This is a genomic window from Plantactinospora siamensis (assembly GCF_042434095.1).
Taxonomy (GTDB): Bacteria; Actinomycetota; Actinomycetes; order Mycobacteriales; family Micromonosporaceae; genus KBS50.
In genome coordinates, this window is sequence record NZ_JBHLUE010000004.1 from 610,022 (window position 1) to 624,377 (window position 14,356).

The following is a 14,356-nucleotide window of genomic DNA, read 5'->3' on the forward strand; positions in this document are numbered from 1 at the left end:
CCTGCCTCGCCGCGCCGTTGTGGGCGATGCGCGAGGACAGCCTCGTGGCCGCGCTCGATGATGTCCAACGACTGAGCCAGCGGCTGATGGTGTTACGGCTCGCCCTGGTGCGCGAGGTCGATGGCCGAGGGGTGGCCCGTGCCGAGGGCGCCACCTCCACGGCAGTGTGGCTGCGGGACCGGCTCCGGCTGTCCATCAAGGAGGCCCGGCGGCTCGTCGCTGATGCCGCCTGGCTTGATGGCGGCGTCGAAAGTCCGGTGCCCGACGCCGCGGAGCCGGCCGGCGGGGGCCTGATCCTGGCCGCACCGACAACCGGCCCGGACAGCCGCCACGCCGGTCCAGCCGACCAGGCCGTCCCTGCGCGTACGGCCGACCGGTTCGACGGGCTCGGCACGGCGCCCGATCCGACACCTGGTGCCGGCAAGGCGCCCGATCCGACGCCTGGTCCCGGCCCGGCGCCCGATCCGACACCTGATCACGGCACGGCACTCGACCCGGCGCCAGGGCCCGGCACGGCACTCGACGCGGCATCTGGGTTCGGCGGGGTGCCCGAGATCAATGGCGCTCCCGGGCTCAACGCGGCGATCGGCTGCGGTGCCGCGGCCGCGGGTCCGGTGTTGCGGGGAGCCCTCGGCAGCGGGTCACTGAGCCTCGATCAGGCAAGAATCATCGCCAATGCCGTCGAGAGCGTCCGGCGAGAGGCCGGGGCGGACACCGCCGACAAGGCGCTGCACACGCTGTTGGCCGACGCCCGTCAATTCGAGCCGAGGGCGCTCGGCGCGCTCGCCAGCCGGATCCTCTGGCACGTCGCACCGGATGCGGCCGAGGAGGCCGACCGAGCGGCCCTGCGGCGCGCGGACGATGAGGCCCGACGCCGCCGGCATCTGACGTTGTCCACCACCGACGACGGGTGGATGCGGATGCGCGGCGTCCTCGATGCCGAGGCCGGTGCCACGCTGCTGGCCGCCCTCGATCCGCTCACCCGGCCCGCCGGCCCCGGCGACGGGCGGTCCCCCGGGCAACGCCGGCACGACGCGTTGAACGAGATCTGCCGACTCGCGCTGCGCACGGGCGAGTTGCCCGACAACGGTGGCGAGCCGGCTCAGATCGTCGTCACCACCGACTACCGGAGCCTCGCCACGCTGATGATGAGCGGCGAACCGGACAGCACGGCAATGGACGCCGACCGCGGCGCCACCCACGGCAAGGCCGCCGAACGCCGCGGCCGGATCCGCCCGCGCCGCCCACGCGGCGGTCCGATCAGCCCAGCCGTCGGCCGCCCAGCCACCGCCAGCTCAACCACCGACCGGCGTACCCACGGTGGATCGTCTGCCCTGGCCCGGCGAGCCACCTCGGTGCTCGGTCGGGACCCGCTCCGCGCCGGCCGCGCCATCGGCGAGCCGGCGCCGCTCCCCCGGCCGTCGGCGGCCGGAGCTGCCCGACACCCCGGTCTCGGTCCCGGCTCCGTCGACCATGGCCTCCGGCTCACTCCCGAAACCGTCCGCCGGCTGGCGTGCGACGCCGCGATCCTGCCCGCCGTCCTCGGTGGCCGCGGCCAGATCCTGGATTTCGGCCGCCAACGCCGCCTGTTCACCGGGCCGCTCCGCCGGGCGCTCGTCCTGCGCGATCGCGGCTGCGCCTTCCCGGGCTGCGATCGACCACCCCGCTGGGCTGATGCCCACCACATCAGGCATTGGGCGGACGGCGGCGAAACCGCGCTGCACAACGCCGTCCTGCTCTGCCGCCACCACCACGGGGTACTGCACGAGGGCGAATGGGAGATCCGTATGGGGGCCGACGGGCACCCCCTGTTCATCCCGCCAGCCTGGATCGATCCCGAGCAACGCCCGCGGCGCAACCGCTGCCATGACGGCCGCTGAGGGGCGCCGCGCAACGCGCTCAGCCCCGGTCGCCGGCACCGGTCTGCCCGGCTCCACGGCGGCCGCCATGAACGCTTGACCCAACGACCAGCCACCGGGCCACGACCGCACGCCGGCCGGCACCGTCCGCCAGCGGCACGCCGGCCAGCACCGTCCCCCAGCACCGCCGCCCCCAGCAGCCGTATGCCTGGAGCTGCGGCCGGACCGGGCCGGTCTCGCTGGTTCCGTCCGTACGGGGGACGCGAAACCCGGTGATACCGCGGTGAAACCACGGCGATCCGGCCGGCCGGCACGCTCTTCCTGGGCGTGGCCAACGGGGCCACCGGAGAGTCGAGGAACCATGACCAGCGATTCCCCACCGGCCATCAGCGCCACCGGGCTGCGCAAGTCGTACGGCGACCACACCGTGCTGGACGGCATCGACCTGCACGTGCCGGCCGGCACCGTCTTCTCGCTGCTCGGCCCGAACGGCGCCGGCAAGACCACCACCGTGCAGATCCTCTCCACGCTGATCCGCGCCGACGGCGGCCGGGCCACGGTGGCCGGGCACGACCTGGGCCGGGCTCCCCAGGCGGTCCGGGCGGCGATCGGCGTCACCGGCCAGTTCTCGGCGGTCGACAACCTGCTGACCGGTGAGGAGAACCTGCTCCTGATGGCCGACCTGCACCACCTCGACCGGGCCGAGGGCCGGCGGCGGGCGGCCGACCTGCTGGAGAGGTTCGGCCTCACCGACGCGGCGCGCAAGCCCGGCGCCACGTACTCCGGTGGCATGCGCCGCCGGCTCGACCTGGCCATGGGGCTGGTGGGCCGGCCACGGCTGATCTTCCTGGACGAGCCGACCACCGGGCTGGACCCGCGGAGCCGGCGCGAGATGTGGGGGATCATCCGGGATCTGATCGCCGACGGCGTGACGATCTTCCTGACCACCCAGTACCTGGAGGAGGCCGACCAGCTTGCCGACCGGATCGCGCTGCTGGACCACGGCCGGCTGGTGGCCGAGGGTACGCCGGCGGAGCTGAAGCGGCTGGTTCCCGGCGGTCACATCGAGTTGCGGTTCACCGATCCGGCCGAGTTCGATCGGGCGGCCCGGGTCCTCGGCGAGGCCGCCCGGAACGACGAGACGCTCAGCCTGCAGGTGCCCAGCGACGGCGGGGTGGGGGCGCTACGCACGGTGCTCCGGCGGCTCGACGAGACGGACGTACAGGTGGAGGGCCTGTCCGTGCACAACCCGGACCTCGACGACGTGTTCCTCTCGCTGACCGGGCAGACCGAACCCGGCGGCACCGGGCCCGCCCCCCGCGCCGGCACCACCGAACCAAACCCCCACGCCGGCGACGCCGGACCCACCGACCACGCCGAGGAGGCCGTGCGATGACCACGCTGAGCTATGCGGTACGCGACAACGCCACCATGCTGCGCCGCACCCTGAAGCGGATCCTGCGCTATCCGTCGATGACGCTGCTGCTCGTCGGGATGCCAGTCGTCTTCCTGCTGTTGTTCGTGTACGTCTTCGGCGGCACCCTCGGCAACGGCCTCGGCGGCGCCGGCGGTCGCGCCGAGTACGTCCGGTACGTCATTCCCGGCATCCTGCTGATGACCGTGGCGGCGGCCGCCAACGGCACCGCGGTCTCGGTGTCGATGGACATGACCGAGGGGATCGTGGCGCGCTTCCGCACCATGGCCATCGCCCGCGCGTCCGTGCTGACCGGGCACGTCCTCGGCAGCGTCATCCAGTCCATGGCCGGGCTGGCCATCGTGCTGGCGGTGGGCTTCCTCATCGGGTTCCGCGCCACCACCGATCCGGTCCGGTGGTTGGCCGCGGCCGGTCTGCTGGCGCTCGTGTCGGTCGCCTTCGTCTGGCTGTGCGTTGCGCTCGGCCTGGTGGCCAAGACGGTCGAGAGCGCGAGCAACCTGCCGATGCCGCTGACCCTGCTGCCGTTCCTGGGCAGCGGGTTCGTGCCCACCGACTCGATGCCGGTGGGGCTGCGCCAGTTCGCCGAGTACCAGCCGTTCACCCCGATCATCGAAACCCTGCGGGGGCTGCTGACGGGTGGCCCGATCGGCGGCAACGGCGTTGCGGCGCTGGCCTGGTGTGTGGGCATCGCCCTGGTCAGCTACCTGTGGGCCAGGCGGCTCTACAACCGCGACCCCGCGCCGCACTGACGGGGACGGGGACGGGGACGGGGACGGCTCAGGGCCGGTCGCGCAACGCCGCAAGGGCGGCGGCCCGCAGCCGGTCGCCGTCCAGGCCGGCGTACGACGAGACGGCATCGTCGTACGCCGGCCGGTCGGCGCGTTCCGCGGCCTGCCGGGCGGTCTCGGCGGACAGCGTGGGAAAGTTCCGGGGGTACCCGAGACGCTGGGCGAGCGCCACCAGCCGGATCCCGGACCGGATGGCCCGCTCGTCGCCGGTGCTCTCGGCTCGGGCGAGGTCCACGAGGCCCAGCGACACGGTGAACAGCCCGCAGAGGCGCAGTTCCAGCACGTACGGCGGCGGACTCTCCAGCGGGTGGTCGAGCATCGCGGTCAGCTGGTCCGACAGCTCGGTGACGAGCGGGGCCACCAGCTCGGACCGGCCGTGCCGGGCGTGCGCCACCACGGTGGCGGCCTGCGCCTCCACGGCCCACGGGTTCACCGCGCCGGAGATTCCCGGCACGACCTCGTCGTCCCGGTCGCGGATCGCCGCCACGACCCGGCGCCACGATTCGAGCCCGGCCGCCACGTCGCCCTGGGCCAGCAGCAACTCGGCCCGGACGCTCAGCGGGTAGCCGGGGCCGTTGTTGTCGGCCCCCGTCGACTCGGTGCCCGCCAGCCAGCGTTCGGCCTCGGCGAGGTCGCCGAGCCGCACGCTGGCGAGGGCGAGCCACACCCGCAACCCGGTCAGGTCCGCGGTCATCTCCATCCGTTCCAGCGCGGGCAGCGCCGTCAGCAGGCAATCGCGGGCCTCGGCGGCCTCCTCCCGCTGCAGGTGCAGCTCGGCGACCCGGGCATGGCCCAGGGCCCCCAACCAGAGCGAGACGTCCGTGGTCACCAGCCGCGCCATCCGCCGGGCCGCGGCCAGCGCCCGGTCCGGGTCGTACGACGTCTCCCACAGGTAGCTGGCGATGCCATTGGCGACGCCGGCCACCAGCGGTTCGCCGCTGTCGCAGAGCGCGAGCAGCGCGGCCGGGTCGTCCCGGGCCGCGTTCATCACGATGGCCGTGGCGCCGCCCAGGGAGGCCGGGTCGGCCGGGGGCAGCCGGCGCAGCGTGACCATCGCGCGGACCGCCCGCGGTCCGAGGATGCTCATCACGAAGCTGACGCACAGCACCGCCACCTGCCGGGTGGCCTCGACGTGCCGGGGGTCGGGCCGGTAGTGCGACAGCAGCCGGCCGGTGTCGGCGACCAGGTCGTTCAGCCGGGCGTAACTCGACTCGATCGTCCACAGTTCGGCCAGCGGGGCGGCGATGGCCACCATCGCGGCGGCGTCGTCGCGGGCCAGCCCGTACCGGAGCGCCAGCAGCAGATTGTCCTGCTCGGCGCGGACCCGTTCGAGGGCCGGCAGCGGCCCGGGGCCGAGCAGCCGACCCTGGTGCGCGAGGCCGAAGTCGGCGGCCCAGCCGAGGAACGCGTCAATGGTCCGCTCGGTCTCCCCGGCGGCGTCGCGGCGGGCGGCGCTGAACTCGCGTACCGTCTCCAGCATCCGGAACCGGGTGCCGGAGACGGTGTCGACCACCTTGACCAGCGACTGGTCCACGAGGTTTTCCAGCACGGCCAGCACGTCGTCCCGATCGTCGAGGACGTGCCGCGCGGCGTCGGACGAGAAACCGTCCGGAAAGATCGACAACGCGCGCATGGCGGCCTGCCCGGCCGGATCCAGCAGGTTCCAGCTCCAGTCGACCACCGCGCCCAGCGTGCGGTGCCGGTCCGGCGCGTCCCGGGGAGCGCCGCGGAGCACCGCGAACCGGTCGGTCAGCCGCCGGGTCAGTTCCGGGACCGACATGACCCGGGTACGCGCGGCCGCCAGCTCGACGGCCAGCGGCAGCCCGTCGAGGTGCGAGCAGAGTTCCCGCACCGCGTCGTCGGGCAGGTCCACCCCGGTGCGGACGGCCCGGGCCCGCTGGCCGAACAGCTCCACCGCGGTCGGCAGGCCCAGCTCGGGCAGCAGGTAGACGGCCTCGGCGGACAGCCCCAGCGGCGCCCGGCTGGTGGTCAGCACGCGCACCTCGCGAGTCAGCGCCACCAGTGCCCGCACCAGGTCGGCCGCGCCGGCCAGCACGTGCTCGCAGTTGTCCAGCACCAGCAGGGCAGGGCCGGCGCCGAGCATGGCGGCGATGCCGGCGGCCGGATCGGGCCGGTCGCTCCGCCGGCCGACCGCGGTGCGGGCGGTGTCGCCCACGCCGAGCGACGCGGCCACCTCGGCGGCCACGTCGGCGGCGGCCGTGATGCCGGCCAGCGGCACGACGTGCACCACCGGCTGTTCGGCGACCCGACTGGCCGCGTACGCGAGGCGGGTCTTGCCGAGACCACCGGGACCGATGATCGAGACCACCCGGGAGCCGCGCAGCAGATCGACCACGGCTGCGATGTCGTCGGCCCGGCCGAGCAGCGGATTCGGCTCGTGCGGCACGCCGCGCCGGACCGCCGGAGCGGCGGCGTTGAGCAGTTCCCGGTGCGCCGCCCGCAGGGCCTCCCCGGGGTCGGCGCCGAGCCGGTCCCGCAACGCCAGCCGGTACGCCTCGTACCGCTCCAGCGCTGCGGCCGGACCGGCCGTCGCCGCCTCGCTGCGCAGGAGTTCGCGGAGGATCTCCTCGTCCCGCGGATGCCGGCTGGCCAGCTCGGTGAGCGGCCCGACCGCCTCCGCCGCCTGGCCGAGCCGGGACAGCGCCAGCGCCCGGATCCGCGCCAGTTCCCGGTACGTCGCCGCGCGCTCCCGCCGAAGCGCGGACAGCGGATCCACCGCCCCGGACAGCGGCTCCGCCGGTACGTCCGCGCCGACCGGCGGCCCGGCGAAATGCGCGAGGCCGATCTCGGCGTGCCGGAGCGCGCCGGCCGGATCGCCGGCGCGAGCCCGGTCGGTGGCCGAGGCGACGCAAGCCAGCACCGCGGCCGCGTCGACCTGGTCGGCGCGCAGCGTCAGCCGGTAGCCGGTCGGGGTGCGGGCGATCAGGTCGGCGCCGAGCTGGCCGCGGGCCCTGGAGATGAGGATCTGCAGCGCCTTGGCCGGGTTCTCCGGCCGCTCGTCCGGCCACAGCCCGGCCACCAGCCGTCCGGTGCCGCAACCCCGGGACAGGTCGCCGGCGAGCAGCGCGAGCACGCCACCCAGCCGGGCGCCGCTGATCTCCCGACCCCGGTACGCCACGCGCGGCAGCAGGACCAGGTCGGCGCTCGGGGAGCCAGCGTCTGTTCGCGACTGCGGGGCTCGCAAACCCGGCTCACTCCTCGCGCTCACGGTTACCAAGGTTAGTCCTGGGCGGGGCGCCGCTGCCTGGCCAGGCCGGCGCGACGGCCCGCTCGGCGAGTGCCAGGGTGGGCATGCGTTAGGCAGGTCTCACCGGCCTGTCGAGCCCCCGCCAAGCGTTTGCGCTACAGCAATGGATGGGTACCTGCTCCGCCCGTACGGCCCGGCGGGCGGCGCCGGGACAACCTGGAGGTGCGGCGATGCGCGGACGGCTGCGGTCCGCCGCCGGGTGGGTGCGGTCCGCCGCCGGGCGGGTGCGGAGCGGTTGGATCCCGCTGGCCGAGGCCAGCGTGGCCGCCACCGTCGCCTGGCTCGTGGCGGCTCATCTGCTGGGTCACCACGATCCGTTCTTCGCCCCCACCGCGGCGCTGGGCGTGCTGAGCGAGGCGCGCGGCCGGCGGCTGCGGCAGAGCGCCGAGATCGCTCTCGGCGTGGCGACCGGCGTGCTGGTCGCCGGCCTGCTGGTGGAGGCGCTTGGCCCCGGCGCCGGCACCATTTTCCTGGTGCTCGTGCTCACCATCGGCATTCTGCTGGCGATCGGGGCCAGCACCACGCTCATGGTGCAGGCGTCGCTGTCCGCGTTCTACCTGATCACGGTGGCCGGGCCGAACGAGAGCCTGCTGGCGTACCGGTTCGTGGACGCGCTGATCGGCGGCGCGGTGGCGCTCGTGGTCAGCCAGCTCGTGGTCGGACGGGATCCGCTCGCCCCGCTGGTGGCCGAGGCCCGGCAGACCTTCGCCGACCTGGCCGGGCTGCTGAAGGACATCGACGAGGCGTTGCGGGGTTGCGACGAGGCGGCTGCCCGCGCGGTGCTGGCCCGGGCGCGCCGGGTGGACGACTGCGTCGAGCGGTTGCAGTGCGCGGTGCTGGCCGCCGGGGAGACGCTCCGGCTCCGGGTCCGGCGACGCCGGCACCTCGGGCAGGTCCAGGATGTCGGGGAAACCGCGCGGCAGCTCGACTACGCGGCGCGGAACATTCGGGTGCTCGCCCGCGCGGCTGTCACGCTCACCCGGCACCACGAGGAGACCCCGGCCGAGCTGATCGAGGCGATCAGGGCGCTGGGCGTCGCGTCGGCCGCCGCGGGCGACGCGCTGGCCGACGATCTCGCCGGCCGAACCGCCGACCGGCACGTGCGGCGCGCCGACGAGGCGGCCATGGCGGCGGTACGCCTCGGTGCCCGCCTGCTCGACACCGACCCGCCGCTGCCGCTCGTCATGATCATCGGTCAGGTCCGGGCAACCGCCATCGACCTGCTGCGCGGGGTCGGCGAGGACGACATCGAGGTGCTCGACCGGGTGGACGCCGCGCTCGGCCTCACCACCGAGGGACGGGCCCACGGGTCCGCCTGTCCGGCGCCGGCGGCATGAACGGGTGAGGGTGGGGAAGACTGCCCGGCGCTGCCGGCCGGTACGCGGTCGGGGTCACCGCAAGGGGTCGGATGCCGAACGCGGACGCCGGGGACCGCGCCGGTCGCCGAGGGCCACGGCCGACGGCCGTGTCCGGGCTGCTGGTGCTGCTCGCCGCCGCCTCCGGCTGGCTCGACGTGCTGTGCCTGGTCCGGCTGGGCGGATTCTTCGCCAGCATCATCACCGGCAACCTGGTCCAGCTCGGCCGGGCGCTCGCCGGCTGGGACGTCCGCCCGCTGGCCGTCGGTCTGACCGCTGTGGCCGGGTACGCGGCCGGGGTGGCCGGCGGGGCGCTCGCGCTGCGCGGGACGCCACCTGGATGGCAGCTCCGGACCACGGTCGCCATGGCCGCGGAGATGGTCCTGCTCGCCGGCTTCGCGGCCGGCTGGCTGGCCGCCGAGCCGCGTCCAGGCCACCCCGTCGGGCTGGCGCTGCTGGCCGGCGCGGCGGCCGCGAGCGGTACGCAGAGCATGGTGAGCATCGGGTCCGGGCAGCACAACCCCTCCACCACGTACCTGACCGGCTCGCTCACCGCCATCGTCCGGACCCTCGTGCTTGACCCGCACCGGGTCGCCGCCACGGCCGGTGGGCTGAGCCGCCTGCTGGGGTTGTTCGCCGGCGCGGCGCTGGGCGCAGTGGGGCTGCGGCTGGCACCGGACTGGGCGGGGATCCCACCGGCGGTCCTGGTGGCGGTGGCGGTCCTGATCGCGACCGCTCACCACCGCCAGCGCAGGAAGCGGCGCTGGTAGCGCACCCTGAGGCTGGAGGACCGGAGCGTGCCGCGCAGCACGACGTGCAGGCCGCCCGAGTCGGGCACCCTGGCCCTGGCCGAGCTGGCCGTCAGCTCCACGTCGTGCACCTCGGCCGACGCCCCGGGCGGCAGGATCAGCTGCACCGAGCTGCTCTGGACGTCGAGCAGCACCTCGACGGTCGGCGACGTGATGACGGCCTGGGTGAGGTCGAGCCGGACGCTGGACGACCTGGTCTCGATGAGCAACCGGCGCGGCACCACCCACCGACCGGCCCGGCGCAGCGACGAGGCCCGGGAGCGCAGCTGAGCCGACTCCGGCGCGCCGACCGCGGCCGGCAGGTCGGCGGTCCAGGGCTCCAACTCGGCCTGGGTACGCGCGGCCAGCACGCCGTCGACCCGGGTCTCGAACTCGGCCAGCGTGAGCCGCCCCTCGCCGACGGCCTGGTTCAACCGGTCGACCACCCGGTTGCGTTCGTCGTCCGACACGCGCGTCTCGGGCCGTGGCGCCAGCTCTCCGGTCATGGGACAAATCTAGGACCTCGGACCGGTCGGGCGGGAGCCCCGGTCAGCCGGCGAGCCGGAGTTCGCAGCCGGTGGCGCCGGCCGGCAGCTCGACCAGGGCGCCGTCGTCCGTCGCCGCCGCGACGACCGCCGGCGCCGTGCCATCCGCCGGCGCCGTGCCATCCGCCGGCGCCCTGCCATCAGCCGGCGCCGTCCCGTCCACCGGCTCGGGCCGCTCGCCGACCGCCAGCACCCGCCACGGGGCCGGCGCGCCGCGGCGGTCGACCCGGATGGCCCGGCCGGACCGGCCGACCTCGAAGGTGGCCGCGGCCGTGCCGTCCGCGGCCGGCACGGTGACCGTGCGCCGGGCGCCGTCGGCCAGCCCGTACAGCCGCAGCGTGACGCCGTCGGCGTAGTCGTAGTCCGGCCGGTCCGCCCGGGCGCCCACCGCCAGCGCCGCGCCGGGCCGGACCAGCAGCGGCACGCTGTCGAAGCCGTGCGTCTCGCGGACCCACCCGGGCCCGTCGACCGTACGGCCGTCCAGGAACCGGGTCCACCGGCCGGCCGGCACGTAGTACGAGGTGTCCCCGTCGGCGGTGAACACCGGCGCCACCAGCAGATCGTCGCCCAGCAGGTACTGCCGGTCCAGGTGGTCACAGGCCGGGTCGTCCGGGAAGTCGACGGCCATGGCGCGCAGCACCGGCACCCCCTCCCGGTGCGCCCGCACGGCCGCCCCGAAAAGGTACGGCATGAGGCTGTTCTTCAGCCGGGTGAACCGGCGGAGAACCTCGACGGCCTCCTCGTCGAACAGCCACGGCACCCGATAGCTCTGGTTGCCGTGCAACCGGCTGTGCGAGGAGAGCAGCCCGAACGGGATCCAGCGCTTGAAGACCGCCGGGTCGGGCCGGCCCTCGAAGCCGCCGATGTCGTGGCTCCAGAACCCGAACCCGCAGGCCGACAGCGACAGGCCGCCGCGCAGGGTCTCGGCCATCGAGGAGAAGGTGGCGGAGTTGTCGCCGGACCAGTGCACCGGGAACCGCTGGCCGCCGACCGTGGCCGACCGGGCGAAGACCACCGCGTCGTGCTCGCCGCGGTGCTCCCGCAGCACCTCGAAGACGGTCTCGTTGTAGAGCTGGGTGTAGTAGTTGTGCATCCGCTCCGGGTCCGAGCCGTCGAAGTATTCGACGTCCAGCGGGATGCGTTCGCCGAAGTCGGACTTGAAGCAGTCGACGCCCATCTCCAGCAGGGCCCGCAGCTTGCCGGCGTACCAGGACCGGGCGGCCGGGTTGGTGAAGTCGACCAGCGCCATCCCGGCCTGCCAGCGGTCCCACTGCCAGACGTCGCCGTCCGGCCGGCGCAGCAGGTAGCCCCGGGCCGCGCCCTCGGCGAACATGGCGGACCGCTGGGCGATGTAGGGGTTGATCCAGACGCAGGTGCGCAGCCCGCGGGCGGCGAGCCGGGCCAGCATGCCGGGCGGGTCGGGAAAGGTGCGGCTGTCCCAGACGAAGTCGCACCAGTGGAACTCGCGCATCCAGAACGTGTCGAAGTGGAAGACGCTCAGCGGCAGGTCGCGCTCGGCCATGCCGTCCACGAACGAGGTGACGGTCTGCTCGTCGTAGGGCGTGGTGAACGAGGTGGTGAGCCACAGCCCGAAGGACCACGGCGGGGGCAGCGCCGGCCGGCCGGTGAGCGCGGTGTACCGGCGGAGCACGTCCCGCGGGGTGGGGCCATGGATGACCAGGTACGACAGGCTCTGGCCGGCCACGCTGAACTGGGTCCGGGACACCATCTCGGACGCCACCTCGAAGGACACCCGGCCCGGATGGTCGACCAGCACCCCGTAGCCGCGGTTGGTCAGATAGAACGGCACGTTCTTGTACGCCTGCTCGCTGCTGGTGCCGCCGTCATCGTTCCAGATGTCGATGGACTGGCCGTTCTTCACCAGCGGGCCGAACCGCTCGCCGAGCCCGTACACGGCCTCGCCCACGCCGAGGTCGAGCTGCTCGTGCACGTACCGCCGGCCGGCGTCCGGGCCGGACGTCACGGCCACGATGCCCATCCCCTTGCGGCCGCTGCCGGTGAGCACCCGGCCATCGGCCTCGAAGTCCAGCCGCCAGCCGTCGCCGTCGGGTCCGCCGGCGCCGGTGAACCGGGCGGTGAGCGCACCGGACGTGAACGAGGCGCCGTCGTCGGCGGCGGTGGCCTTCACCGGCGTGTCCGGGTCGGTGGCGATGTCGAAGCCCGGCAGCCCGGGCCGTACCCCCAGATGGTGTGCGATGGTGACCCGGATGACGTCCGGCATGGGCGAGGTACACGTCACCGTGAAGATCGGGTTGTCCATGGTGTCGTACCGGCCGCGCACCGGCCGGGCGGCGGCGTACACGGTGAGTGTGCCGGCGTCCGCCGCGGCGTCCACGAGCTGCACCGGGTGCAGCACCGTCAGACCGTCACGCTTGCGCCAGTAGCCGTCGGTGAACCTCATCGACCATCCTTCTGCGGTACGGGTGGGCGCCGGGGCGGACCCACGGGATCGGCGGGTGGCTATTTCAGGGCGCCGGCGGCGATGCCCCGGGTCAGCGTGCGCTGGAAGATGAGGAAGAAGATCACCGCGGGCAGGATGCCGATCAGCGCCGAGGCGCTGGTGGTGGTGGCGTCCATCTGCCGGTCGCCCTGCAGCACGCCGAGGGCCACCGGGACGGTCTGGGTGTCGCTGGAGACCAGGAAGATCAGCGGCAGGAAGAACTCGTTCCAGGTCCAGATGAAGAAGAAGGTGAACAGCACCGCGAGGGTCGGCCGGCTCACCGGCACCACCACCCGGACCAGCGCGCGCCACCGGCCCGCCCCGTCCACGGCCGCGGCGTCGAGCAGCTCGGTCGGGAACTCGAGATAGACCGACGAGAGCAGGTAGGTGCCGAAGGCGCTCTGGATGACGGTGAAGATGATGATGATCGACAGCAGGCTGTCGTACAGGTGCAGGCTCTTGGCCAGGTAGTAGAGCGGGTAGACGAGGACCTCCTGCGGCAACAGGTTGGCCACCAGGAAGAAGACCAGGAACCAGATCCGGCCGCGGATGCGGCCGATGCCCAGGGCGTACGCGTTGAGCACCGACAGCCCGACCCCGCCGACCGCCACGGCCAGGCTGATCACCAGGCTGTTGAGCAGCTTGCGGGTGAAGTCGACCCGGTGCCAGAAGTCGACGATGCCGGACAGGTACAGCGACCTCGGCAGCGCCAGCGGCCCGTTGCCGGCGTAGTCGGCCGGGCTCTTCACGGCGTTCAGCGCCACCACCAGCAGCGGGGCCACCACCAGCAGCGTCAGCACCACGAGCGCGACCAGCACCACGTACCGGGTCGGTCGCCGGCCGGGCCGCCGCCGGGCCGGCGCGGTACGGCGGGGGCGCGGGCCGGTCGGCGCGGGCCGGCCACCGCGCCGGTCGGCCGCCGTGGCCGTCACCGCCGGCCCCCCGCGGCCCGCTGCTCCCGGTCCTGCAACCGGAGGAACAGGATGGCCAGCGCCACGATGAGCACCGTGAGGACCGTCGAGATCGCCGACCCGTAGCCGACGTTGAACTTCTCGAAGAAGTTCTTGTACGCGAAGTACGACGGGACCAGGGTGGCGTTGCTCGGGCCGCCCCGGGTCAGCACGAAGATCTGGCCGAAGATCTTCAACGCGGCGATGGTGGTGGTGACCAGCACGACGTAGAGTTCCGGCCGGATCAGCGGCACGCTGATCCGGCGGAACCGCTCCCACCAGCCGGCGCCGTCCAGCGCGGCCGCCTCGGCCAGCTCCGGATCGACGCGCTGCAGCCCGGCCATGAACATCACCACCGGGTAGCCGAGCTGCACCCAGACCATCACGGCCATCACGCTGGGCAGCGCGTACGCCGGATCGCCCAGCCAGTTCCGGGCCAGCGAACCGAGCCCGGCCGAGTCGAGGATCCGGTTCAGCGCGCCGTAGCTGGGGTGCAGGATCCAGCCCCAGACGATGCCGGTGACCGCCACCGGCAGCACCTGCGGCAGATAGAGCCCGGAGCGCAGCGCGCTGGCCCAGCGGTTGCCGAACACCGGGGCCAGGTAGTCGAAGAGCACCGCCGCGAGGACCAGCCCGAGCAGGGTGGGCAGCACCGCCATGGCCACGATCAGCCCGAGAATGTGCCCGAAGGAGGCCCAGAAGGTGGCGTCGGCGAACAGCCGCCGGTAGTTCGCCAGCCCCACCCACTCCGGAGCACCGATGCCGGTCCACCGGGTGAAGCTGACGTACACGGTCATCACGAGCGGCACCACGATCACCGCGACCGCCGCCACCACCCCGGGGATCAGGAACACCGCGTACCCGCCGCGCCGTGACCCCTGCCCGACTGCCATCCCGCCTCCCGTCG

Annotated in this window: 9 protein-coding genes and 2 pseudogenes; 6 read left to right on the forward strand and 5 right to left on the reverse strand. The window is 74.0% G+C overall.

The window, feature by feature from the left end:
* Window positions 1–86: 86 nt before the first annotated feature.
* The 4 genes and pseudogenes from ACFFHU_RS07685 to ACFFHU_RS07700 all read left to right on the forward strand — a co-directional run.
* Window positions 87–1,127: pseudogene (locus tag ACFFHU_RS07685) on the forward strand (DUF222 domain-containing protein); the annotation flags it as partial.
* Window positions 1,128–1,451: 324 nt separating this feature from the next.
* Window positions 1,452–1,880 (forward strand): annotated as a pseudogene (locus tag ACFFHU_RS07690) (HNH endonuclease signature motif containing protein); the annotation flags it as partial.
* Window positions 1,881–2,220: 340 nt separating this feature from the next.
* Complete coding sequence (locus ACFFHU_RS07695; RefSeq protein WP_377336991.1) at window positions 2,221–3,255, forward strand: ATP-binding cassette domain-containing protein; 1,035 nt, start codon at window positions 2,221–2,223, stop codon at window positions 3,253–3,255.
* A complete protein-coding gene (locus tag ACFFHU_RS07700; RefSeq protein ID WP_377336992.1) occupies window positions 3,252–4,043 on the forward strand; it encodes an ABC transporter permease in 792 nt (263 codons plus the stop codon). Before ACFFHU_RS07695 ends, ACFFHU_RS07700 begins: the two co-directional genes overlap by 4 nt.
* Window positions 4,044–4,071: 28 nt before the next feature.
* Here the strand turns inward: ACFFHU_RS07700 and ACFFHU_RS07705 are convergent, their stop codons facing one another.
* Window positions 4,072–7,311 (reverse strand): ATP-binding protein, encoded by a 3,240-nt coding sequence (locus ACFFHU_RS07705; protein ID WP_377336993.1) that lies wholly within the window; start codon window positions 7,309–7,311, stop codon window positions 4,072–4,074.
* Between the two features lie 209 nt (window positions 7,312–7,520).
* Between ACFFHU_RS07705 and ACFFHU_RS07710 the strand changes: the two genes are divergently transcribed.
* Both ACFFHU_RS07710 and ACFFHU_RS07715 read left to right on the forward strand, forming a co-directional pair.
* Window positions 7,521–8,687, forward strand: coding sequence for an FUSC family protein (locus ACFFHU_RS07710; RefSeq protein ID WP_377336994.1), 1,167 nt, complete (start codon window positions 7,521–7,523; stop codon window positions 8,685–8,687).
* A gap of 71 nt (window positions 8,688–8,758) precedes the next feature.
* Window positions 8,759–9,475 carry a DUF1275 family protein gene (locus ACFFHU_RS07715; RefSeq protein WP_377336995.1) on the forward strand — a complete coding sequence of 239 codons (717 nt, stop codon included), beginning with the start codon at window positions 8,759–8,761 and terminating at the stop codon, window positions 9,473–9,475.
* Here ACFFHU_RS07715 and ACFFHU_RS07720 read toward each other — a convergent pair.
* Genes ACFFHU_RS07720 through ACFFHU_RS07735 form a run of 4 tightly spaced genes read right to left on the reverse strand, consistent with a single transcriptional unit; the run spans window position 9,442 to window position 14,342 of the window.
* Window positions 9,442–9,999 carry a DUF1707 SHOCT-like domain-containing protein gene (locus ACFFHU_RS07720; RefSeq protein ID WP_377336996.1) on the reverse strand — a complete coding sequence of 186 codons (558 nt, stop codon included), beginning with the start codon at window positions 9,997–9,999 and terminating at the stop codon, window positions 9,442–9,444. The two genes, ACFFHU_RS07715 and ACFFHU_RS07720, sit on opposite strands and share 34 nt — an antisense overlap.
* A gap of 43 nt (window positions 10,000–10,042) precedes the next feature.
* Complete coding sequence (yicI, locus tag ACFFHU_RS07725) at window positions 10,043–12,460, reverse strand: alpha-xylosidase (RefSeq protein WP_377336997.1); 2,418 nt, start codon at window positions 12,458–12,460, stop codon at window positions 10,043–10,045.
* A gap of 59 nt (window positions 12,461–12,519) precedes the next feature.
* The gene (locus tag ACFFHU_RS07730; protein WP_377336998.1) at window positions 12,520–13,431 is read right to left on the reverse strand and encodes a carbohydrate ABC transporter permease; all 912 of its coding nucleotides are present in this window, start codon (window positions 13,429–13,431) and stop codon (window positions 12,520–12,522) included.
* Entirely contained in the window at window positions 13,428–14,342 is a 915-nt protein-coding gene (locus ACFFHU_RS07735; RefSeq protein ID WP_377336999.1) for a carbohydrate ABC transporter permease, read from the reverse strand. Before ACFFHU_RS07735 ends, ACFFHU_RS07730 begins: the two co-directional genes overlap by 4 nt.
* Window positions 14,343–14,356 lie beyond the last annotated feature (14 nt).